We start from the raw sequence: 20,112 nt of genomic DNA on the forward strand, positions 1-20,112 counted from the left end.
CCGAGACCGACCGGCTGCTCGAGCTGACCGGGCTCACGGACGTCGCCGACCGGGACGTCTCCGACATCCCCACCGGCCGCGCCCGCGTCGTCGAGGTCGCGCGGGCGCTGATGACCCGGCCGCGCGTGCTGTTGCTCGACGAACCCGCGTCCGGGCAGACGGAGCGGGAGACCGACGATTTCGCGGACCTGCTGTGCCGGCTCGCGGGCGACGGTCTCGGGATCTGCCTCGTCGAGCACGACCTGCCGCTCGTGATGCGGGTGTGCTCGCGCATCCACGTCCTCGACTACGGCGCCCTCATCGCCTCGGGCAGCCCCGAGCAGATCCGCAACGACCCAGCGGTGATCGCCGCGTACATCGGAACCGAGGAGGTCGCATGAACGCACCGGTCACCGATCTCGTCGACGTCCCCGGCGACGAACCGGCCCCGCTGCTCGAACTGGTCGACGTGCGGGCGAGCTACGGACCCATCGAGGTGCTGCACGGGGTGAACCTGGCGCTGCAGCCGGGCTCGGTGGTCGCCCTGCTCGGGCCCAACGGCGGCGGCAAGACCACGACGCTGCGGGTGTGCTCGGGCGTGCTGCCCGTCGAGCACGGCGAGCTGCGCGTTGCCGGCCGCGTCGTCAACGGTGTCGACGCCGCGGCGCTCGCCCGGCTCGGCGTCTGCACCATTCCGGAGGGGCGGGGCATCTTCCCCAACCTCACCGTCCGGGAGAACCTGTGGGTCGCCACCGGAACCGGCGTGTCGCTGAAGGATCTCGAGGCCGTCGCCTACGAGCGCTTCCCGATCCTCGGGAAGCGACGGGGCCAGCTCGCGGGCTCGATGTCGGGCGGCGAGCAGCAGATGCTCGCCCTGTCCCGGGCCCTCGGCACCGACCCCACGGTGCTTTTGCTCGACGAACTGTCCATGGGGCTCGCCCCCCGGATCGTCACCGAGATGTACGACATCGTCGGCCGGCTCGTCGACGACGGGCTGTCGATCCTCGTCGCCGAGCAGTTCGCGCGGGCGGTGCTGCCCATCGCGACGTCGGCCGCGCTGATGCTGCAGGGCCGCGTCGTGCGGGTCGGGGATCCCGCAGACATCGAACACGAACTTTCGACCAGCTACCTAGGAGGATGACCATGACCGCACTCACCGAGGAGCGGCGCGCCAAGTTCCGGCAGGACGCGGCAGACCTGAAGCTCGACACCGGAGCGGCGAAGGGCGACGGTCCCGCGCGCATCGGCGGGCTCGTGTTGATGATCGGCGGTGCCGTCGCGGCGTTCGTCGTCTACTTCGCCTCGCTCACCCAGGCGGACCTGCGCAACATCGCGTCGTACCAGATCCTCGCCACGGCGCTGCTGATCGTCGCGATCCTCGGCGCCGCGCTGTTTCTGGCGGGCGCGATCGCGCGGGTGCTGCGGCTGTGGCTGCTGCGCCAGCTCTACGAGTCGCAGGCGCACACCGAGCAGATCGCGGCCGCGCTGACGGGCCGCTGACGCGGCCGGTGCGTCCTTTGGGCTGTCCCAGCAGCCCGAAGGACGCACCGGTCAGCGGGTGTCGCGGCGCAGCGGATGGTCCGGCGGGATCTGCACCAGCACGATGGGGATGCCGTCGGGATCGGCGATCCACAGCTCGTGCAGGCCCCACGGCTCCTGCCGGGCGCCCCGCACGATCGGGACCCCCCTCGTCACCAGCTCGGCCTCGACGTCGTAGACGTCGCGCACCTGCAGCCACAGCGCACCCTCGAAGTGCTGGGGCCGCCCGGTGTTGCCGTGCGCGGCCACCTCGATCAGTGACTGCCCGGCGAAGAACACCGTCCCGCCGGGATATTCGCGGTAGATCGCCAGGCCCAGGACGTCACCGTAGAACCGCAGGGCGGCGTCGTAGTCGCCCGGCCGCAGGATCGTCCGGCTGCCGAGGATCTCCATCTCAGCCCTCCTCGGCCGGGCGCGCCTCGTGCCCCCGTCGCCCGTGGGTGCGGCGCTGCTCCTTCATCTCGGCCTCGAACAGATGCCGGCGGCCGCGGACCAGTTCGTCGCGCACCTGTCGCTCGAGCTCACGGAACTCCGTCCAGTACCCGTCGTCGAAGTCCTCCACGATCTGGAACGTCCACCGTCCCTCGAGGACGTTGCGTCCGACGATCTCCGTCTGCACCCGGTCGGCGAGTTCGCGGTGACCGGCCTCGGCGAGCTTGTCCACAGCGTCGCCGAGCAGCAGGTCGGCGCGGCCCATCAGCTGGTGGAAGGCGTACAGGTTCCCGCGGGCCTGCTCCACCGTTTCGAGCGCTTCGGAGAGTTTGCCGGCCGCCGCCACCGTCTCGTCGGACACGCCGTCGGGCCGGATGTGGTCGGGAAGTGGTTGCTCGCGATCCGTCATGATCAGGAGTGTGCCCGATTCGGGCCGTTTCAATCGGGAGGTTGTGGCGCCGAGGGGGAGGTTGTCGCGGGAGCTACTCGCGCGATGTCGCGACAACCTCCCCCTCGGCGCGAGAAGGCCCTAGTAGTACCAGGGGTAGGGCGACCAGTCCGGGTCCCGCTTCTGCAGGAACGCGTCGCGGCCCTCGACCGCCTCGTCGGTCATGTACGCGAGCCGCGTCGCCTCGCCCGCGAACAGCTGCTGGCCGACGAGCCCGTCGTCGGCCAGGTTGAAGGCGTACTTGAGCATCCGCTGGGCCTGCGGCGACTTGCCGTTGATCTTCGCGGCCCACTCCAGCGCGACGTTCTCGAGCTCGGCGTGGTCGACGACGCGGTTGACCGCACCCATGTGGTGCATCTCCTCGGCGGTGTAGGTGTCGCCGAGGAAGAAGATCTCGCGGGCGAACTTCTGGCCCACCATCTTCGCCAGGTAGGCGCTGCCGTAGCCGCCGTCGAAGCTGCCCACGTCGGCGTCGGTCTGCTTGAACCGGGCGTGCTCGCGGGAGGCGAGGGTCAGATCGCACGTGACGTGCAGGCTGTGCCCGCCGCCGGCGGCCCAGCCGTTGACGAGGGCGATCACGACCTTCGGCATGAACCGGATCAGCCGCTGCACCTCGAGGATGTGCAGCCGGCCCGCGCGGGCCCTGTCCACCGTGTCGGCGGTTTCGCCGCTCGCGTACTGGTAGCCGCTGCGCCCACGGATCCGCTGGTCGCCGCCCGAGCAGAAGGCCCAGCCGCCGTCCTTCGGACTGGGGCCGTTGCCGGTGAGGAGCACCGCGCCGACGTCGGACGTCATGCGGGCGTGGTCCAGCGCGCGGTACAACTCGTCGACGGTGTGCGGCCGGAACGCGTTGCGCACCTCCGGCCGGTCGAACGCCACGCGGACGGTGCCCTGCGTGACGTGCCGGTGGTAGGTGATGTCGGTGAGGTTCTCGAACCCGGGTACGGGCCGCCACAGCTCAGGATTGAAAGTCACCCGTCGACCATAGAACTCCGGTCGCGGCCCTCTGCGCCGACGCGACGGTCGCCGGGCGATACCGTGCAGCTATGAGCGAGCAGACAGACCGTACGGTCGACGCGGACTACGAGCACCACGGCGGGTTTCCGGTGTACACGCCGGTGAAGGCGGGACCGAACTACGGTCGCTTCGTCGAGGCGCTGCGGCGGCTGCAGGATCTCGCCGTCTCCACCCACATCCCCGACGACGTCGTCGACCGGGCCATCGAGCAGGCCGAGGCCCTCGGGGACCTGCTCGAGCCGCACGTCGTGCCCGAGGGCAGGTCGCCGGCCGGCTTCAACATCGACCTGCCCGGTCGCGGCAGCCTGCTGATGCCGCCGTGGATGATCGAGAAGTTCGACGCGGAGTCGGTCCGCTCGCGCGGCACGTTCCGGCTCTACCACCGCGGCGGCAACAGCGCGGCGCACGGTGGCACCCTGCCACTGCTGTTCGACGACCTGTTCGGCATGGTGGTCCACGCGGCCGGCCATCCCATCGCCCGCACCGGCTACCTGCATGTGAACTACCGCAAGATCACCCCGCTCGAGACCGAGCTCGTCGTGGAGGGGCGGGTCGACCGGGTCGAGGGGCGCAAGCTCTTCTGCTCGGCCGAGCTGCACGACCTCGACGGCACGCTGCTCGCCGACTGCGAGGCCCTGATGATCCAGCTGCTGCCCGGCCAGCCGTGACCGCCGCGGCCCTGCCCGCCGTCGACGAGATCCTCGCCGCGGCCGTCGTGGTGTCGCTGCCCATGCGGGTGCGGTTCCGCGGCATCACCGAACGTGAACTCGTGCTCGTGCGCGGTCCCGCCGGGTGGGGAGAATTCGGGCCGTTCCCCGAGTACGCCGACGACGAGGCGGCGCACTGGCTGCGTTCGGCCCTCGAATCCGCGTGGCTCGGGCACCCGGCGCCGCGCCGGGACACCGTGCCCGTCAACGCCACCGTCCCGGCCGTCGGCCCCGGCGACGTGCCGGCCGTCCTCGCCCGGTTCCCGGGGGCCCGCACCGCCAAGGTCAAGGTCGCCGAACCCGGGCAGGACCTGGCGCAGGACGTCGCGCGGGTGCGGGCGGTGCGCGAACTCGTCCCGCACGTGCGGATCGATGCGAACGGCGGGTGGAGCGCGGACGAGGCCGTCGCTGCGCTGACGGCGCTCGTCGCCGACGGCCCGCTCGAGTACGCCGAGCAGCCCTGCGCGACGGTGCCGGAACTGGTCGAGGTGCGCCGCCGGATGCCCGACGTGCCGGTGGCGGCGGACGAGAGCATCCGGCGCGCCGAGGATCCCTTGCGGGTGGTGCGGGCCGGCGGCGCCGACGTGGCGGTGGTCAAGGTGGCCCCGCTCGGCGGGGTGCGACGGCTGCTGGCGCTGGCCGACGAGTTGGCCGGCCACGGCGTGCCGGTGGTGGTGTCGAGCGCGCTCGACTCGGCCGTGGGCATGGGTGCCGGACTGGCCGCGGCGGCCGCGCTGCCCGAGCTGCCGTACGCGTGCGGACTGGGCACGGGCGGGTTCTTCACCGTCGACGTGGGGGCGCCGCGGACGATGGCCGGCGGGGCGCTCCCGGTGGGGGAGGTGACGCCGGATCCGGCGCTCCTCGAGGCCGTGCGGGCCGACCCGGAACGGGTGCGCTGGTGGTTCGACCGGGTCCGGCGCTGCCGCGCCGCGCTCGACTAGGTGCGGCTCGGGTCGTCGTATATCGTTCCGGGCGTTCGTACTCACGAGTCACATTACGGAGGCAGTGGAAGTGGTTGCAGCTCTGGATGATGCCCTGCTCGGCGCCGACAAGGTCCCGGCGGTTGTCGCCGATGTCGAGGCGCTGATCGACGCCGAGGTGTCGGACAAGAAGGGCGCGTCGGGTCTCGCGCTCAAGGCCGGCTACGCGGCGGTGACGAAGCTCGGCCCGTCGATCGTGCCCAGCGCCGTCGAGGGGCTGCTGCCGGAGTTCGTCGCCAAGATCCAGCCGTTCTGGCAGGACTACGCGGGCAACGGTGCGTTCGCCGACTACCTCACCGCCCGCGGTGAGACGGTGGCGGACGCGCTGCTCGGTGTGACGGACGCGCGCATCGAGGCCTCGTCGCGCACGGCGATCAAGAAGGTCTACGAGAAGCTGCGCCCGTCGGCGCAGAAGCACGTCGTCGAGGCCCTGCCGCGCGTGGGCGCGCTGGTGCAGAAGCACGCCGGCTGAGACACCCGGTGTCTTTCCGGACCGGTCGCGGTCCGGAAAGACACCACCCTCGATAACTGGCGGCGCACCCTCGATAACTGGCGGCGCACCCTCAATAACTGGCGGCGCCGAACTTCCAGTAGCCGGTGAAGGTCACGGCGGACTTCGCGAGGCCCCGCTCCCGCACCAGGTGCCGGCGCAGCGACGTCACGAGTCCCGATTCGCCCGCCAGGAACGCGTATCCCGGCCCGTCGGGCAGCGCGCCGGCCCGCACGGCCTCAAGCACGTGCGGCCCGGGCGGCGCGTGCCGCCCGGGCCGCACCACCGTGTGCAGCCGGACGCCCGGGCCGGGGACGATCTCCTGGGCGGCGACGTCGCCGGCATCGTCCACCTCCACGAACACCTCGGTGGGCACCGCGTGGTGCCGCCCGGCGGACGACGCGAGGATCCCCGCGATCGCGGGCAGCGCGCTCTCGTCGGCGACGAGGATCTGCCAGCGCGCCTCGGTGGGGCGGTGGTACATGATGCCCTCGTCCAGCAGCGCCAGTTCGGCGCCCGGCTGCGCGGTGCGCGCCCACTGCGATGCCGGTCCCGTGTCGCCGTGGGTGGCGAAGTCGATGTCCAGTTCGGCCGTGTCGCCGTACCGGCCCGCGCCCGCCTCCCGGTAGCGACGGATCGTGTAGTTGCGCAGGATCGGCTGGACGGCCTCGGGCATGGCTCGCATCTCGGGCCACCACTGCGGGCCCGCCGTGGCCGGCAGTGTCAGCGACCGTTGGCCGGGGGCCGGGAAGAACAGCCGGAACCACTGGTCGAACCCCATGGGTGCGATCCGCCCGACGTTCGCGCCGCCCACGGTCACCCGCACGAAGCTCGGCCCGATTCGTTCGGTGGCGAGCACCCGGCCGGTGACGATCTCGCGGCTCGCCGGGGCGATGCGGGTGGTCTTGGTGCGCACGGCCATACGAACCTCCGTCGGAATTAGCGGAGGCTAACCTATCATTCGGGGCGGTCGAGGTGACGCACCGCGGGGGTGAGGCCCCATTCGTTGCGACCCAGCCGGCTCGCCGGCGCCAGGGCCGCGAAGTCCGGCATCCCGTCCTCGGCCAGCACGTCGGTCCGGACCGACACGGCCACCACGTCGCCCATCACCACGAAGCAGTCCCCGACTTCGATCACCCGGTGCAGGGTGCACTCGATCGCCGCCGGCGCTTCCGCGACCCGGGGCGGATGGACCCGTTCGCTGCGCTCGGGCCGCAAGCCCACCGCCGCGAACTCGTCCACGTCGTGCGCGAAGCCCGCCGACGTCGCGTTGACCCGTTCCATCAGCGGCACGGTTGCGACGTTGATCACGAACTCGCCGGTCTCCTCGATGTTGCGGAGGCTGTCCTTGCGCCCGACCGAGGTGAACTGCACCACCGGCGGCGTGACCGCGGCGACGGTGAAGAAGCTGTACGGCGCGACGTTGGGCACTCCGTCCGCCGACACGGTGGACACCCATGCGATCGGCCGCGGCACGATCGTGGCGGTCATCAGTCGGTAGAAGCGGCCGGTGCCCAGCTCGGTGGGATCGAAGACGGTGCGCATCGCCCCATTCTTGCTGTGACCCTCGTCCCGCACCGCCCGGGGCATCGGGGGCGTACCGCCCGGCCGCACTACTCTGGGTGCCGTGAACCCGTCCACCGCCCAGGCGACCGCCGTCGTCGACGAACTCGCCCGAGGCGGCGTCCGCGACGTCGTGCTGTGCCCCGGCTCGCGCAACGCGCCGCTGGCCTTCGCGCTGCAGGCCGCTGACAATGCGGGCCGGCTGCGGCTGCACATGCGCATCGACGAACGCACCGCCGGCTTCCTCGCGATCGGGCTGTCCGTCGCCTCCGGCCGGCCGGTGCCCGTCGTGATGACCTCCGGCACCGCCGTCGCCAACCTCGCGCCGGCCGTGCTCGAAGCCAACTACGCTCGGGTGCCGCTCGTGGTGCTCAGCGCCAACCGCCCCTACGAGCTCCTCGGCACCGGCGCCAACCAGACCGTCGAACAGCTCGGCATGTTCGGCACCCAGGTCCGCGCCACCATCAGCCTCGGCCTGGCCGAAGGGATCGAGCAGAACAGCGAGTGGCGCTCCGCGGTCAGCCGCGTCCTCGCCGCCGCCCGCGGCACCCGCTCCGGCAACGCCGGGCCCGTCCACTTCGACATCCCGCTACGCGAGCCGCTCGTCCCGGACGTCCACCCCCAGGGCCCGGTCCCCGAGGGCCGCCCCGACGGCAGCGCCTGGACCACCACCGTGCACGCCACCCTCGACGTGCCGATGGAGCTCGACATCACCGCCGACACCGTGGTGATCTCCGGCCACGGCTCCGCCTACCGGCCCGAGCTGTCGGAACTGCCCACCGTGGCCGAACCCACCGCGCCGCTCCACGGTGTCCCCCTGCACCCGATGGCGCTGCCGCAGCTGAAGCCGCGGCAGGCGATCATCACCGGCCGGCCCACCCTGCACCGGCCGGTGTCCAAGCTGCTCGCCGACCCGGCGGTGGCCGTATACGCGCTCACCACCGGCCCCCGCTGGCCCGACGTGTCCGGCAACGTCCTCGCCACCGGCACGCGCGCCGTCGTCACCGGCAGTCCCGACCCGGCCTGGCTGGACCGCTGCCGGAACCTGTCCGCCCACACCGACAAGGCGGTGCGCGCCCAGCTCGACGCCCACCCGAAGCCGACCGGACTGCACGTCGCGGCGGCGGTCACCGACGCGCTGCGCGACGGGGACCAGCTGCTGCTCGGCGCCTCCAACCCGGTGCGCGACGCGGCGCTGGTGAGCTACCCCCGCGACGGGGTGAAGGTGCTCTCCAACCGCGGCGTCGCCGGCATCGACGGCACCGTGTCGACCGCCGTCGGCGCCGCCCTGGCCTACCAGCAGGGCCGCACCGTCGCCCTGATGGGCGACCTGACGTTCCTGCACGACGCGTCCGGCCTGCTGATCGGCACCGCCGAACCGCGCCCGCAGAACCTGACCGTCGTCGTCGCCAACGACGACGGCGGCGGCATCTTCGAGCTGCTCGAGCAGGGCGACCCGCAGTACGCCGGCGTGTTCGAGCGCGTGTTCGGCACTCCGCACGGCATGGATCTCGCCGCGCTGTGCGCCGCCTACCGGGTGCCGCACGAGCGGGTGGACCTGTCCGCGCTGACGGCCGCGCTGGCCGACCGGACCGCGCCCACCGGCGGCATCCGGGTGCTCGAGGTGATCACCGACCGCTCCGGCCTGCGGGAACTGCACGCGGCCGTGCGTGCCCAGCTGTGACGGACGCATGAGCGGGATCGACAAGGCACGTCGTGCGGTACTCGCCGTCGCCGTCGGCATGTCGGTGCTCACCGCGATCCTGGTGCTCGGCGCGTGGCGCAACGATCACCTCATCGGCTCCGACATGGGCACCGCCACCGCCGAGGTGCTCTCCGCGGGCTCGCTGCGCTCGGCGATCAGCTTCGTCACCCCCGACGGCGTCACCCACAACCCCGAACTCGGCGTGCTGTACCCCACGGGTCTGACCGCGGGCCAGCGGATCGCCGTCGAATACTCCCGCGCCGACCCGGACCTCGTGCGGGTCACCGGCCGTGACGTGCGCGTCGCACTCGTACCCGCGGCCTCGGTGATCGTGGTGACCTGGCTGATCGCGACCCCCGTGCTGACCTACCTCCGCCGGCGCGGCGCCGCCGCGGCCTAGAAGATTCGCCGGAACTTCGCCCGGCGGACACCTCGGCCACTTCCCACCGACCGGCCGCGCCGCGATGCTGGACCGGTGCGAGTAGCCATCGTCGCGGAATCCTTCCTCCCGAACGTCAACGGCGTCACCAACTCGGTGTTGCGCGTGCTCGAGCACCTCGACCGCCACGGCCACGAGGCCCTGGTCGTCGCTCCCGACACCGTCGCCGGACAGCCCCCGGCCCCCACCCAGCACGACGGGATCCCGGTGCACCGCGTGCCGGCGGTGCACGTCCCGAAGGTCAGCTCCCTGCCCGTGGGCCTGCCGCAGCCGGCGCTCACCGGCATCCTGCGCGGCTTCGCCCCCGACGTCGTGCACCTGGCGTCGCCGTTCCTGCTCGGCGCCGGCGGCCTCGGCGCCGCTCGCCGGCTCGACCTGCCCACCGTCGCGGTCTACCAGACCGACGTCGCCGGATTCGCGTCCAGCTACGGGCTCGGGCTCGCGGCCCGCGCCGCCTGGCAGTGGACGCGCCGAATCCACCGCGCGTGCGACCGCACCCTCGCACCCTCGACGGCGGCCGCCGCGGACCTCGCCGCACACGGCGTCCCGCGGGTACACCGCTGGGCGCGGGGCGTCGACACCGCGCGTTTCACCCCGGCCCGGCGCAGCGCCGCCCTGCGCCGGACATGGTCGCCCGACGGCCGGCTCGTGGTGGGCTTCGTGGGGCGGCTCGCCCCGGAGAAGCACGTCGAACGACTCGCGGGCCTGGCAGCCGACCCCCGTTACCGGCTCGTCGTCGTCGGCGACGGCCCCGAGCGCGCCCGTCTCGAACCGCTCCTGCCCGGGGCGGTGTTCACCGGTCACCTCGGCGGCGACGCGCTGGCCGACGCCTACGCGAGCCTCGACGTGTTCGTCCACCCGGGCGAGCACGAGACGTTCTGCCAGGCCGTGCAGGAGGCGCTCGCCAGCGGCGTCCCGGTGATCGCACCCGACGCGGGCGGCCCGCGCGATCTCGTCGCCCACTGCCGCAACGGGTACCGGCTGCCGGTCGACGGGTTCGCCGAGCTGCTGCCGGGCGCGGTGGGCGCGCTCGCCGATCCGATGCTGCGGGACCGGTTCGGCGCGGCCGCGCGGCGCAGCGTCCTCGGCCGCACCTGGCCCGCGGTGTGCCACGAACTGCTCGGGCACTACGAACAGGTCTGCTCGGTCCGGCCGGGCACGCTGCGGCGCAGCGCGTAGCGGTAACGTTTCGACCGTGGCAACTACTCACGGGTCGCGGGCCTCGCTCGCGAAGGATCCGCGCGAGGTCGCGTCGATGTTCGACGGCGTCGCCCAGCGATACGACATCACCAACACCGTGCTGTCCTTCGGGCAGGACCGCAGCTGGCGGCGCGCCACCCGGGCGGCACTGGACCTGCAGCCGGGGGAGCGGGTCCTCGACCTCGCCGCCGGCACCGGGGTGTCGACGGTGGAGCTCGGCCGGTCCGGCGCCTGGGTGGTGGCCACCGACTTCTCCAAGGGCATGCTGCAGGCGGGCGCGTTCCGGCAGGTGCCGATGGTCGCGGGCGACGCGATGCGCCTGCCCTTCGCCGACGCCGTGTTCGACGCCGCCACGATCTCGTTCGGCCTGCGCAACGTCTCCGACTTCGACGCCGGCCTGCGGGAGATCGCGCGGGTGACCAAGCCCGGAGGCCGCCTCGTGGTGTGCGAGTTCGCCACGCCCGTCTCGGCCCCGCTGCGCGTGCTCTATCTCGAATACCTGATGCGGGCACTGCCCCGGGTCGCGCGGACCGTCAGCAGCAACCCCGACGCCTACGTCTACCTCGCCGAGTCGATCCGCGCGTGGCCCACGCAGCCCGAGCTCGCCGAGCGGATCCAGACCGCCGGCTGGCGGTCGGTGCAATGGCGCAACCTCACCGGCGGGATCGTGGCCCTGCACCGGGCGGTGCGCTGACCGCACCGTTCGGCCGGCGGGGTCAGGCGAAGAGCGGCCGGCGGTCCCACCGCAGCGACGCGCCGCCCCCGGCCCGCCACGCGCGCGCGACGAGATCCTCGTCGCGCTCGGTGACCAGGTTGCCCATGACCCGGACGGCCACCGTCATCAGCGCCGTCGAGCCCATCCCGACGGGCCCGGTGGCCGGCAGGAACCGCGGCAGCGTCAGCAGGCCGGCCAGCCGCCGGGCCGCGGAGAACGCCCGGCCGTAGCGTTCGCGCAGCAGAGCCGGCCACAGCTGCGTGAGGTCGTCCGCGCCGAGGACGCCGGCGACGAGCCGCCCACCCTCGAGGCCGTAATCGATGCCCTCGCCGTTGAGCGGGTTCACGCACGCCGCGGCATCACCGATCAGGGCCCAGTTCCGGCCCGCCACCCCGGACACCGCACCGCCCATCGGCAGCAGCGCCGACGCCACGCGGGTGGTCTCGCCGAGGCCCCACTCGCCGCGGCGCCGCGACGCGTACAGCTCGATCAGCGGCCGCAGCGATCCGGCGGCCGGTCGCTTCGCGGTCGCGAGGGTGCCCACGCCGATGTTGACCTCGCCGGTACCCAGTGGGAACACCCAGCCGTAGCCCGGGTGCAGCGCGCCTGCGTCGTCGCGTAACTCCAGGTGCGACGTGATCCACGGGTCGTCGCTGCGGGGGGAGGTGGCGTAGGCGCGGGCCGCGACCCCGTACGCCGTGTCGCGGTGCCACTGCCGGCCGAGCAGCTTGCCCAGCGGGGACCGGACCCCGTCCGCCACGACGAGCCGCTCGCACGCGACAGTGCGCCGACCGCCCGCGGTCGCGAAGGTCACACCGGTCACCCGCGACTCGTCGCGCTCGACGGCGACGGCCTTGGCGCCCTCGGCCATACCGGCGCCCGACTCGACGGCGGCCCGGCGGATCCGGTCGTCGAGTTCGGTGCGCGGCACGGCGCTGCCCTGCGCCGGGAAGGAACCCGACGGCCACGGCAGCTCGAGGCTGCGGCCGAAACCCTCGAGCCGCAGGCCGCGGTTGACGGTGCGCGTGCGCACCCAGTCGCCGAGGCCGAGCCGGTCGAGCTCGGCCACCGCCCGCGGCGTCAGGCCGTCGCCGCACGTCTTGTCCCGGGGGAAGGTCGCGGCGTCGACGAGCAGCACGTCGCGCCCGGCGCGGGCCGCCCAGGCGGCGGCTGCCGACCCTGCGGGACCTGCGCCGACGACGAGCACGTCGGTACGGTCGGGGATCTCGGAAAGGTTGTGCCGCGGTTCGGACGCAGCGTGTTCTGCCACCACGGCTCCATCTTTCCAGGCACGGCTTCGGTGCCTCGGGGAGGTAGCCGCCCGGCGGAGCGGCTAGGTTCACTACCGTGGAGCCGATTCGACAGCGGACAGCAACAGCCGGGTCGACAGAACAGGATGGGTATCTCATCGTGAGCACTGAAGGGGCGGCGCAGTCCGCCGGTCCGTCCGGCGCGACGTCGGACACGGTGGTGGCCGGGGTGGACCTCGGCGATCCGGTCCTGGCGGCCGCCGTCCGGGACGGCCTCGCCCGGGTCGAGGAACTGCTGATCTCGGAGCTGTCCGACGGCGAGGACTTCCTGACCGAGGTCGCGCTGCATCTCGCCAAGGCCGGCGGCAAGCGGTTCCGTCCGCTGTTCACGCTCCTCACCGCCCAGCTCGGGCCGGAGCCCGACGATGCGGCGGTCGTCACGGCGGCGACCGCGGTCGAACTGGTGCACCTGGCCACGCTGTACCACGACGACGTGATGGACGAGGCCACCATGCGCCGGGGGGCGCCCAGCGCCAACGCGCGGTGGAGCAACAGCGTCGCCATCCTCGCCGGGGACTTCCTGTTCGCCCACGCGTCGCGGCTGGTGTCGACCCTCGGCCCCGACGCCGTGCGGACCATCGCCGAGACGTTCGCCGAACTCGTGACCGGGCAGATGCGAGAGACCATCGGCACCGGGAAGGAACGCGACCCGGTCGAGCACTACCTCAAGGTGGTGTGGGAGAAGACCGGCTCGCTGATCGCGACGAGCGGGCGGTTCGGCGGGACGTTCTCCGGCGCGGATGCGAAACAGATCGCACAACTGGAACGGCTCGGCGACGCCGTCGGCACCGCGTTCCAGATCGCCGACGACATCATCGACATCTCGTCGGCCTCGGTGGAGTCCGGCAAGACTCCGGGAACGGACCTGCGTGAGGGGGTCCACACCCTTCCGGTGCTCTACGCCTTCCGCGAGTCCGGACCCGAGGCCGACCGGCTGCGGGAACTGCTGGCCGGGCCGGTGGAGGACGAGGCCGCCGTCGACGAGGCCCTGATGCTGCTGGCACGGTCGCCGGGGATGGCCGCCGCGAAGCGGACGCTGGGCGAGTACGCGGACAAGGCCCGCGCGGAGCTGGCGTCGCTGCCGTCGGGACCGGCGAACGAGGCCCTGCGACGGCTCGTCGACTACACGATTGCGCGCGTGGGGTAGACCCGGAAGCCGGGACGGCCGTTGCGGGGAGTGACGGTGGGGAACCCGCTCCCCGCCCTGTTTCGTTGAACATTCGAGCAAGATCGACGAATCGGGAAGAGGCGTGACGTGCACGGGTATGCGAACCGGCTGAAGACGGCGGGGCTCCTCATCGGGATGTCCGCCCTCATCGTGTTCATCGGCGCCCTGTTCCGGAACCCGACGATCCTGATCGGCTCGATCGTTCTCGCCGTCGGGATGAACGCCTACGCGTACTTCAACAGCGACAAGCTGGCGCTGCGTGCGATGCACGCCCAACCGATCACCGAGGTGGAGGCGCCGGTGGTGTACCGGATCGTGCGCGAGCTCGCGACCACGGCCCATCAGCCGATGCCCCGGCTGTACATCAGCCCGACCAATGCGCCCAACGCGTTCGCGACGGGCCGCGATCCCCGCCACGCGGCGGTGTGCTGCACCACCGGAATCCTGCAGATCCTGAACGAGCGGGAGCTGCGCGCCGTGCTCGGGCACGAGCTGTCGCACGTCTACAACCGGGACATCCTGATCTCGTCGGTGGCCGGGGCGATGGCGGCGGTGATCTCGGGGCTGGCGAATCTCGCACTGTTCGCGAACATGTTCGGCAACCGCGACCAGGGCACCAATCCGCTGGCTCTGCTGCTGGTGTCGCTGCTCGGGCCCATCGCGGCCACGGTCGTCCGGCTCGCCGTGTCGCGCTCGCGCGAGTATCAGGCGGATCAGTCCGGCGCCGAACTCACCGGCGATCCGCTGGCGCTGGCGTCGGCGCTGCGCAAGCTCGAGCGGGGCACCCAGGCGGCGCCGCTGCCGCCCGAACCCCGGATCGCCGCGCAGTCGCACATGATGATCGCCAACCCGTTCCGGGCGGGGGAGCGGGTGAGCCGGTTGTTCTCGACCCACCCGCCCATGGCCGAGCGCATCGACCGGCTCGAGCGCATGGCCCGCGGCGGGTAGCGCCCCGGGGGCCTACCGGTAGTTGACGAACTGCAGCGCGATGTCGAGGTCGGCGTTCTTGAGCAGTGCGATCACGGCCTGCAGGTCGTCGCGCTTCTTGCTGCTCACGCGCAGCTCCTCGCCCTGGATCTGCGCCTTGACACCCTTCGGGCCCTCGTCGCGGATTAGCTTGGAGATCTTCTTGGCGTTCTCGGTGCTGATGCCCTGCACCAGGGATCCGCTGATCTTGTAGACCTTGCCGGACTGGGTGGGCTCGCCGGCGTCGAATGACTTGAGGGAGAGATTGCGGCGGATCAGCTTCTCCTTGAACACCTCGAGGGCGGCATTGACGCGCTCCTCCGTGTCGGCGGTCAGGGTGACGGACTCCTCGCCGCTCCACTCGATGCTCGCCCCGGTGTTGCGGAAGTCGAAGCGGGTGCCGAGTTCCTTGGCGGCCTGGTTCAGCGCGTTGTCCACCTCCTGCCGGTCGACCTTGCTCACCACATCGAACGACGAATCAGCCACGAGCACTCCACTTCGGATCGGTTCTGTACGGGTTGCCGCCCCGACGCTATCGGGTGGCGCAGTGCCGCTGTCCACCCGGTTTGCACAACAGGGGGGTGTGCGTTGTATTGTTTCAAACGCGCCAGGGACACGGTCCCGATCGCGCCCGGCAGGTTGCCCGAGCGGCCAATGGGAGCGGACTGTAAATCCGTCGGCTTACGCCTACGTAGGTTCGAATCCTCCACCTGCCACCAGAACGGCCCCGATCCGAACGGATCGGGGCCGTTCTGCATTGCAGCCGTTCGGGTACCGGGACGTCGTCCGTGCCGGGTCCCGCCGGCGCTCGAGGGCAGGGCCCGTGCCGGGGCGGGGCAGGGGAGCACCTCGCCGGATGCGCGCGGAAGCCGCCGGAAAGCCGATTTATGGCCCCTGAGCTGCTGATTTTGTTCCTGCAGAGGAGTGTGTGTAATCTTTTGGAGGCCGCAGCGAGCAGAGATGCTCACGGTGGTCGCGCCCCCTTAGCTCAGTCGGCAGAGCGTTTCCATGGTAAGGAAAAGGTCGACGGTTCGATTCCGTCAGGGGGCTCGCTGGATTGTGGTGCCGCCGTTGTTCGCGACACTCGACACCGAGGCGGTGTAGCTCAGTTGGTAGAGCAAACGACTCATAATCGTTGCGTCGCCGGTTCAAGTCCGGTCACCGCTACCAAAGTTGAATGAACCACCCTGATCGTCGTTGATCAGATTGACGCGAAAGAAGGCATCCCGTGGCCTCCTCAACCGACGTTCGGCCGAAGATCACCCTGGCCTGCGAGGTGTGCAAGCACCGCAACTACATCACGAAGAAGAACCGTCGCAACGACCCCGACCGGTTGGAGCTGAAGAAGTTCTGCCCCAACTGCGGCACTCATCGCGCCCACCGCGAGTCGAAGTAGTCGTACAGGGTCGACGTCGACGCGTGAGCTCTCCGCAAACTCGCCCACGCCGGCCGGCGTCCGGGCGAATTTGCGGGAGTTTTGCGTATGACGGGCATATCCGTGAGTGAAGAATCGGTCGTGGACGGCACCGAACAGGCCGGGATCCAGTTCGATGCAGCGGCACATGCGGCCTCGATGGTCGGCCATCACTATCGTGTCGAGGACTTCTACGAGGTCGGGCGCGAGAAGGTCCGCGAGTACGCGCGTGCCGTGCTGGACAACAATCCGGCGCACCACGACGAGGAAGCGGCCAAGGGCCTCGGCTACGACGGCCTCGTCGCTCCGCTGACCTTCGTCTCCATCGTCGGCATGATCGCCCAGCGCAAGCTGTTCGACGAGGTCGTCACCGGATACGACCTCAGCCAGATCATGCAGACGGACCAGCGGCTGGTGTTCCACCGGCCCATCCAGGTGGGCGATCGACTGTTCTGCGACGTGTACCTCGACGACTTCCGTCAGGCCGCCGGCAGCGACATCATCACCACCAAGAACATCATCACGGATCAGCACGACAACGTCGTGATGACCACGTGGACCACCCTGGTGGGCCGCACCGGTGGCGAGGTGGACGAGAACATCGCCCACGCAGTCAAGGATGTGATGATGCATGTCGCTCCGTAGGTTCGAGGACGTCTCGGTCGGGGAGGAGCTGCCCGCGCGGGTGGTCACGCTCACCCGCGGCAACCTCGTGAACTACGCGGGTGTGTCGGGTGATCCCAACCCGATCCACTGGAGCGACGAGGTCGCCAAGCTCGCCGGCTTGCGCGATGTGGTCGGCCACGGCATGCTCTCCATGGGCATCGCGGCCGGCTTCGTCACCGACTGGCTCGGTGACCCAGGAGCGGTGACCGAGTACAACGTTCGGTTCACCAGTCCGGTCTACGTCGAGGCCCATCGGGCCGCCGAGGTGGAGTTCTCCGGCAAGGTCAAGTCGGTGGACGCGGACAGCAAGACAGCAGTGGTCGCGATCGTGGCAAAGTCCGAAGGGCGTAAGATCTTCGGGCGGGCCACGGCAACGGTCCGTCTGGCCTGACCGGCCGGGCGGATTGGGTTTGTCCCGGGGCTATGAAGTACACTAAGACTTCTGGGATCGCATAGCGCAGCGCGCTGCTCTCGAGGACCTCCACGGTCCGCGGGGTGGCGCGCATGTCATGTGGTCGCAGATGGGTCGATCGAGGCGCCGGTTCCCGGCGGAGGCATCGACCAAAGGGGCGTAGCTCAATTGGCAGAGCAGCGGTCTCCAAAACCGCAGGTTGCAGGTTCAAGTCCTGTCGCCCCTGCCCCCGGACGGCCAGCGATCGAGAGGAACGATGTGAGCGAGGAGCGCGGTAAGCGCGACGGCGGTACTGCAGGGACTTCCAACCCTGTCGACGCCGGATCGGCGACCGACGCGACCCCCGACGCTTCCTCCGCGTCCGCTGCTCCCACCGGCAAGAGGTCCCAGCGGCGTTCGGCCGCTCCTGCGTCGACCGCGGTGGCTGCCACCCGGCGGCCCGATTCGAAGGCGGCAGCCAAGTCCGCCTCCCGCTCCGGTGCCCAGGGCACGGAGAACATCTTCAAGCGCCTGCGGCGCTTCTTCCGTGAGGTCCTCGCCGAGCTCCGCAAGGTGATCTGGCCGAATCGCAAGCAGCTGGTCACGTACACGACCGTCGTCGTGGTCTTCGTGGCGGTCATGACCGCGCTCATCTTTGGATTGGATCTGGCGTTCGTGAAGGGCGTCAGCTGGTTGTTCGGTTAGCGCGTCAGCGTGCCGGCGAATGTGATCGACGAGAGGAAAGTGCCCGGTGAGCACCCCCGAGAACGACTCCTACGAGCCCTCGGCCGAAGAGCGCGTTTCGGACGAGGTCTTTGTTGACGACTCCGTGACCGCGGACGCGGCCGACGAGTCGGCAGAGGCGGGCATCGAAACCGACGAGACGTCCGGCGACGAGCCCGAAGCGCCCGTGGAGGCACAGGCCGACGAGGTGGCCGAAGAGGCACCGGCCGAAGAGGCACCGGCCGAGGAGGTCGATCCGGCGGAGGCCCTCGAGAAGCAGCTGCGGCTCGAGCCCGGCGACTGGTACGTCGTGCACTCCTACGCCGGCTACGAGAACAAGGTCAAGGCCAACCTCGAGACCCGCGTGCAGAACCTGGACCTGAGCGAGTACATCTTCCAGGTCGAGGTGCCCACCGAAGAGGTCACCGAGATCAAGAACGGCCAGCGCAAGCAGGTCAACCGCAAGGTCCTGCCGGGCTACATCCTGGTGCGCATGGAGCTGAACGACGAGTCGTGGGGCGCGGTGCGCAACACCCCCGGCGTCACCGGGTTCGTGGGTGCCACCTCGCGCCCGTCGCCGCTGACGATCAAAGAGGTCGTGAAGTTCCTGCTGCCGCAGCAGGCGAAGAAGAAGCCCGCCGCAGCCGCCGCCACGACCGCCGAGGGCGCCGCGACCGCCGTCAAGCCCGCCATCGAGGTGGACTTCGAGGTCGGCGAGTCCGTCACCGTGATGGACGGACCGTTCGCGACGCTGCCGGCTTCGATCAGCGAGGTCAACGCCGAGCAGCAGAAGCTCAAGGTCCTGGTGTCGATCTTCGGTCGTGAGACCCCGGTGGAGCTGTCCTTCAACCAGGTGTCGAAGATCTGAGGGTCCGACCCACTCAAGCTTGCGATAGCAGTACGCAAGAACCACACCGAGCAAGAAACTAGGAATAGAGATGCCCCCGAAGAAGAAGAAGATTGCCGGGCTCATCAAGCTCCAGATCCAGGCAGGTCAGGCCAACCCGGCTCCGCCGGTCGGCCCCGCACTGGGTCAGCACGGCGTCAACATCATGGAGTTCTGCAAGGCGTACAACGCCGCGACCGAGTCGCAGCGCGGCAACGTCGTGCCGGTCGAGATCACGGTCTACGAGGACCGCTCGTTCGACTTCAAGCTCAAGACCCCGCCGGCCGCCAAGCTGCTGCTGAAGGCCGCGGGCGTGCAGAAGGGCTCCGGCGAGCCGCACAAGACCAAGGTCGCCAAGGTCACCATGGACCAGGTGCGCGAGATCGCCAAGACCAAGCAGGAAGACCTGAACGCCAACGACGTCGAGGCTGCCGCGAAGATCATCGCCGGCACCGCGCGTTCGATGGGCATCACGGTCGAGGGCTGAGCGCCGCGACGCGTTGTGACACCGCAGGGCTGACGAAGCCCCGGAGCAGGAACCCGTGGGAGGGCCGGCCAGGCTCGACAACCACGACCGAACCATTCACCTTCCGGTGACAAGTTAGGACAGAACAATGGCAAAGCGCAGCAAGGCGTACCTCGCCGCCGCTGAGAAGATCGACGCCTCGACGCTCTACAGCCCCCTCGCGGCCGCTCGGCTCGCGAAGGAGACCTCGTCGAAGAACTACGACGCCACCGTCGAGGTCGCCATGCGCCTCGGTGTGGACCCCCGCAAGGCGGACCAGATGGTCCGCGGCACGGTCAACCTGCCGCACGGCACCGGTAAGACCGCCCGCGTCATCGTGTTCGCGGTCGGCGAGAAGGCCGCCGAGGCCGAGGCCGCGGGTGCGGACGCCGTCGGCGCGGAGGACCTGATCGAGCGGATCCAGGGCGGTTGGCTGGACTTCGACGCCGCGATCGCGACCCCGGACCAGATGGCCAAGGTCGGCCGCATCGCGCGTGTCCTCGGTCCGCGCGGCCTGATGCCGAACCCGAAGACGGGTACGGTCACCCCGGCTGTCGCCAAGGCTGTCGCCGACATCAAGGGCGGCAAGATCAACTTCCGCGTCGACAAGAACTCGAACCTGCACTTCGTGATCGGCAAGGCGTCGTTCGACGACGCGAAGCTGGTGGAGAACTACGGTGCCGCCCTGGACGAGGTCCTGCGCGCGAAGCCGTCCACCGCGAAGGGGCGTTACGTCAAGAAGGTGACGATCGCGACCACCACCGGACCGGGCATCCCGGTGGACCCGTCGCGCACTCGCAACCTCCTGGAGGACGCCGAGTAGGAGGCTGGTCTCCAGTCTTCGCGGTCAGCGCACGAAACGGCCGGCA

Annotated in this window: 26 protein-coding genes and 4 tRNA genes; 23 read left to right on the forward strand and 7 right to left on the reverse strand. The window is 70.7% G+C overall.

What is annotated here, in order from left to right; translation table 11 throughout:
• From CQZ88_RS31905 to CQZ88_RS25825, 3 genes are all read left to right on the forward strand, one after another.
• Positions 1–380: ATP-binding cassette domain-containing protein (locus tag CQZ88_RS31905; RefSeq protein WP_258008799.1), on the forward strand; the 380-nt coding region annotated here is incomplete at its 5' end.
• Positions 377–1,120 carry an ABC transporter ATP-binding protein gene (locus CQZ88_RS25820; protein WP_006935879.1) on the forward strand — a complete coding sequence of 248 codons (744 nt, stop codon included), beginning with the start codon at positions 377–379 and terminating at the stop codon, positions 1,118–1,120. The genes CQZ88_RS31905 and CQZ88_RS25820, both read left to right, overlap by 4 nt.
• Before the next feature lie 2 nt (positions 1,121–1,122).
• Positions 1,123–1,479: a hypothetical protein gene (locus CQZ88_RS25825; RefSeq protein ID WP_006935878.1), complete on the forward strand. Its 357-nt coding sequence runs from the start codon at positions 1,123–1,125 to the stop codon at positions 1,477–1,479.
• Between the two features lie 51 nt (positions 1,480–1,530).
• Here the strand turns inward: CQZ88_RS25825 and CQZ88_RS25830 are convergent, their stop codons facing one another.
• From CQZ88_RS25830 to CQZ88_RS25840, 3 genes are all read right to left on the reverse strand, one after another.
• A complete protein-coding gene (locus CQZ88_RS25830) occupies positions 1,531–1,911 on the reverse strand; it encodes a VOC family protein (protein WP_006935877.1) in 381 nt (126 codons plus the stop codon).
• Between the two features lies 1 nt (position 1,912).
• Positions 1,913–2,362 carry a hypothetical protein gene (locus tag CQZ88_RS25835; protein WP_102800518.1) on the reverse strand — a complete coding sequence of 150 codons (450 nt, stop codon included), beginning with the start codon at positions 2,360–2,362 and terminating at the stop codon, positions 1,913–1,915.
• A gap of 117 nt (positions 2,363–2,479) precedes the next feature.
• On the reverse strand, positions 2,480–3,373 hold the full coding sequence (locus tag CQZ88_RS25840; RefSeq protein ID WP_029545095.1) for a 1,4-dihydroxy-2-naphthoyl-CoA synthase: 894 nt from the start codon (positions 3,371–3,373) through the stop codon (positions 2,480–2,482).
• Between the two features lie 71 nt (positions 3,374–3,444).
• Between CQZ88_RS25840 and CQZ88_RS25845 the strand changes: the two genes are divergently transcribed.
• From CQZ88_RS25845 to CQZ88_RS25855, 3 genes are all read left to right on the forward strand, one after another.
• Entirely contained in the window at positions 3,445–4,083 is a 639-nt protein-coding gene (locus CQZ88_RS25845) for a PaaI family thioesterase (RefSeq protein WP_050035607.1), read from the forward strand.
• Complete coding sequence (locus CQZ88_RS25850; RefSeq protein ID WP_006940844.1) at positions 4,080–5,063, forward strand: o-succinylbenzoate synthase; 984 nt, start codon at positions 4,080–4,082, stop codon at positions 5,061–5,063. The genes CQZ88_RS25845 and CQZ88_RS25850 overlap by 4 nt, the downstream gene beginning before the upstream one ends.
• 70 nt (positions 5,064–5,133) lie before the next feature.
• Positions 5,134–5,574: a hypothetical protein gene (locus tag CQZ88_RS25855; protein WP_006940846.1), complete on the forward strand. Its 441-nt coding sequence runs from the start codon at positions 5,134–5,136 to the stop codon at positions 5,572–5,574.
• A 91-nt stretch (positions 5,575–5,665) separates the two neighbouring features.
• Here the strand turns inward: CQZ88_RS25855 and CQZ88_RS25860 are convergent, their stop codons facing one another.
• Both CQZ88_RS25860 and CQZ88_RS25865 read right to left on the reverse strand, forming a co-directional pair.
• Positions 5,666–6,514: a siderophore-interacting protein gene (locus CQZ88_RS25860; RefSeq protein WP_006940848.1), complete on the reverse strand. Its 849-nt coding sequence runs from the start codon at positions 6,512–6,514 to the stop codon at positions 5,666–5,668.
• A 35-nt stretch (positions 6,515–6,549) separates the two neighbouring features.
• Entirely contained in the window at positions 6,550–7,137 is a 588-nt protein-coding gene (locus tag CQZ88_RS25865) for a flavin reductase family protein (protein WP_029545089.1), read from the reverse strand.
• A gap of 82 nt (positions 7,138–7,219) precedes the next feature.
• On the opposite strand from CQZ88_RS25865, the gene menD reads away from it, so the two are divergent.
• The 4 genes from menD (at position 7,220) to CQZ88_RS25885 (ending at position 11,193) form a co-directional block, all read left to right on the forward strand.
• Positions 7,220–8,839, forward strand: coding sequence for a 2-succinyl-5-enolpyruvyl-6-hydroxy-3-cyclohexene-1-carboxylic-acid synthase (gene menD, locus CQZ88_RS25870; RefSeq protein ID WP_006940852.1), 1,620 nt, complete (start codon positions 7,220–7,222; stop codon positions 8,837–8,839).
• A 7-nt stretch (positions 8,840–8,846) separates the two neighbouring features.
• Positions 8,847–9,260 carry a DUF3592 domain-containing protein gene (locus CQZ88_RS25875; RefSeq protein ID WP_102800513.1) on the forward strand — a complete coding sequence of 138 codons (414 nt, stop codon included), beginning with the start codon at positions 8,847–8,849 and terminating at the stop codon, positions 9,258–9,260.
• Positions 9,261–9,335: 75 nt separating this feature from the next.
• Positions 9,336–10,478 (forward strand): glycosyltransferase family 1 protein, encoded by a 1,143-nt coding sequence (locus CQZ88_RS25880; protein ID WP_102800514.1) that lies wholly within the window; start codon positions 9,336–9,338, stop codon positions 10,476–10,478.
• 16 nt (positions 10,479–10,494) lie between these two features.
• Positions 10,495–11,193 (forward strand): demethylmenaquinone methyltransferase, encoded by a 699-nt coding sequence (locus CQZ88_RS25885; protein ID WP_102800515.1) that lies wholly within the window; start codon positions 10,495–10,497, stop codon positions 11,191–11,193.
• A gap of 22 nt (positions 11,194–11,215) precedes the next feature.
• Here CQZ88_RS25885 and CQZ88_RS25890 read toward each other — a convergent pair whose 3' ends face one another.
• Positions 11,216–12,487 (reverse strand): geranylgeranyl reductase family protein, encoded by a 1,272-nt coding sequence (locus CQZ88_RS25890; RefSeq protein WP_050035601.1) that lies wholly within the window; start codon positions 12,485–12,487, stop codon positions 11,216–11,218.
• A 137-nt stretch (positions 12,488–12,624) separates the two neighbouring features.
• On the opposite strand from CQZ88_RS25890, the gene CQZ88_RS25895 reads away from it, so the two are divergent.
• Positions 12,625–13,671 (forward strand): polyprenyl synthetase family protein, encoded by a 1,047-nt coding sequence (locus CQZ88_RS25895; RefSeq protein WP_006940861.1) that lies wholly within the window; start codon positions 12,625–12,627, stop codon positions 13,669–13,671.
• Between the two features lie 108 nt (positions 13,672–13,779).
• The gene (gene htpX, locus CQZ88_RS25900; RefSeq protein WP_006940863.1) at positions 13,780–14,640 is read left to right on the forward strand and encodes a zinc metalloprotease HtpX; all 861 of its coding nucleotides are present in this window, start codon (positions 13,780–13,782) and stop codon (positions 14,638–14,640) included.
• A gap of 12 nt (positions 14,641–14,652) precedes the next feature.
• On the opposite strand, the gene CQZ88_RS25905 is transcribed toward htpX, so the two are convergent.
• Positions 14,653–15,144 carry a YajQ family cyclic di-GMP-binding protein gene (locus CQZ88_RS25905; RefSeq protein ID WP_006940864.1) on the reverse strand — a complete coding sequence of 164 codons (492 nt, stop codon included), beginning with the start codon at positions 15,142–15,144 and terminating at the stop codon, positions 14,653–14,655.
• A 147-nt stretch (positions 15,145–15,291) separates the two neighbouring features.
• Here CQZ88_RS25905 and CQZ88_RS25910 point away from each other — a divergent pair.
• The 11 genes from CQZ88_RS25910 (at position 15,292) to rplA (ending at position 20,066) form a co-directional block, all read left to right on the forward strand.
• A tRNA-Tyr gene (locus CQZ88_RS25910) sits at positions 15,292–15,377 on the forward strand.
• A 258-nt stretch (positions 15,378–15,635) separates the two neighbouring features.
• Positions 15,636–15,708, forward strand: a tRNA-Thr gene (locus CQZ88_RS25915).
• Positions 15,709–15,752: 44 nt separating this feature from the next.
• Positions 15,753–15,828 (forward strand) — tRNA-Met (locus tag CQZ88_RS25920).
• Between the two features lie 58 nt (positions 15,829–15,886).
• Positions 15,887–16,054: a 50S ribosomal protein L33 gene (rpmG, locus tag CQZ88_RS25925; RefSeq protein ID WP_003937613.1), complete on the forward strand. Its 168-nt coding sequence runs from the start codon at positions 15,887–15,889 to the stop codon at positions 16,052–16,054.
• 87 nt (positions 16,055–16,141) lie between these two features.
• Entirely contained in the window at positions 16,142–16,717 is a 576-nt protein-coding gene (gene hadA, locus CQZ88_RS25930) for a (3R)-hydroxyacyl-ACP dehydratase subunit HadA (protein ID WP_006940869.1), read from the forward strand.
• Positions 16,704–17,129 carry a (3R)-hydroxyacyl-ACP dehydratase subunit HadB gene (gene hadB / locus CQZ88_RS25935; protein WP_006940870.1) on the forward strand — a complete coding sequence of 142 codons (426 nt, stop codon included), beginning with the start codon at positions 16,704–16,706 and terminating at the stop codon, positions 17,127–17,129. The genes hadA and hadB overlap by 14 nt, the downstream gene beginning before the upstream one ends.
• Before the next feature lie 174 nt (positions 17,130–17,303).
• Positions 17,304–17,376: transfer RNA gene (locus tag CQZ88_RS25940), tRNA-Trp, on the forward strand.
• 194 nt (positions 17,377–17,570) lie between these two features.
• Positions 17,571–17,834 carry a preprotein translocase subunit SecE gene (gene secE, locus CQZ88_RS30265; RefSeq protein WP_161780464.1) on the forward strand — a complete coding sequence of 88 codons (264 nt, stop codon included), beginning with the start codon at positions 17,571–17,573 and terminating at the stop codon, positions 17,832–17,834.
• A gap of 46 nt (positions 17,835–17,880) precedes the next feature.
• Positions 17,881–18,720 carry a transcription termination/antitermination protein NusG gene (nusG, locus tag CQZ88_RS25950; RefSeq protein ID WP_006940874.1) on the forward strand — a complete coding sequence of 280 codons (840 nt, stop codon included), beginning with the start codon at positions 17,881–17,883 and terminating at the stop codon, positions 18,718–18,720.
• 70 nt (positions 18,721–18,790) lie between these two features.
• A complete protein-coding gene (gene rplK, locus CQZ88_RS25955) occupies positions 18,791–19,225 on the forward strand; it encodes a 50S ribosomal protein L11 (protein ID WP_003937618.1) in 435 nt (144 codons plus the stop codon).
• Positions 19,226–19,352: 127 nt separating this feature from the next.
• Positions 19,353–20,066 (forward strand): 50S ribosomal protein L1, encoded by a 714-nt coding sequence (gene rplA / locus CQZ88_RS25960; RefSeq protein ID WP_006940876.1) that lies wholly within the window; start codon positions 19,353–19,355, stop codon positions 20,064–20,066.
• Positions 20,067–20,112 lie beyond the last annotated feature (46 nt).

It is taken from the genome of Rhodococcus sp. ENV425, assembly GCF_002887785.1.
Lineage (GTDB): Bacteria > Actinomycetota > Actinomycetes > Mycobacteriales > Mycobacteriaceae > Rhodococcus > Rhodococcus aetherivorans.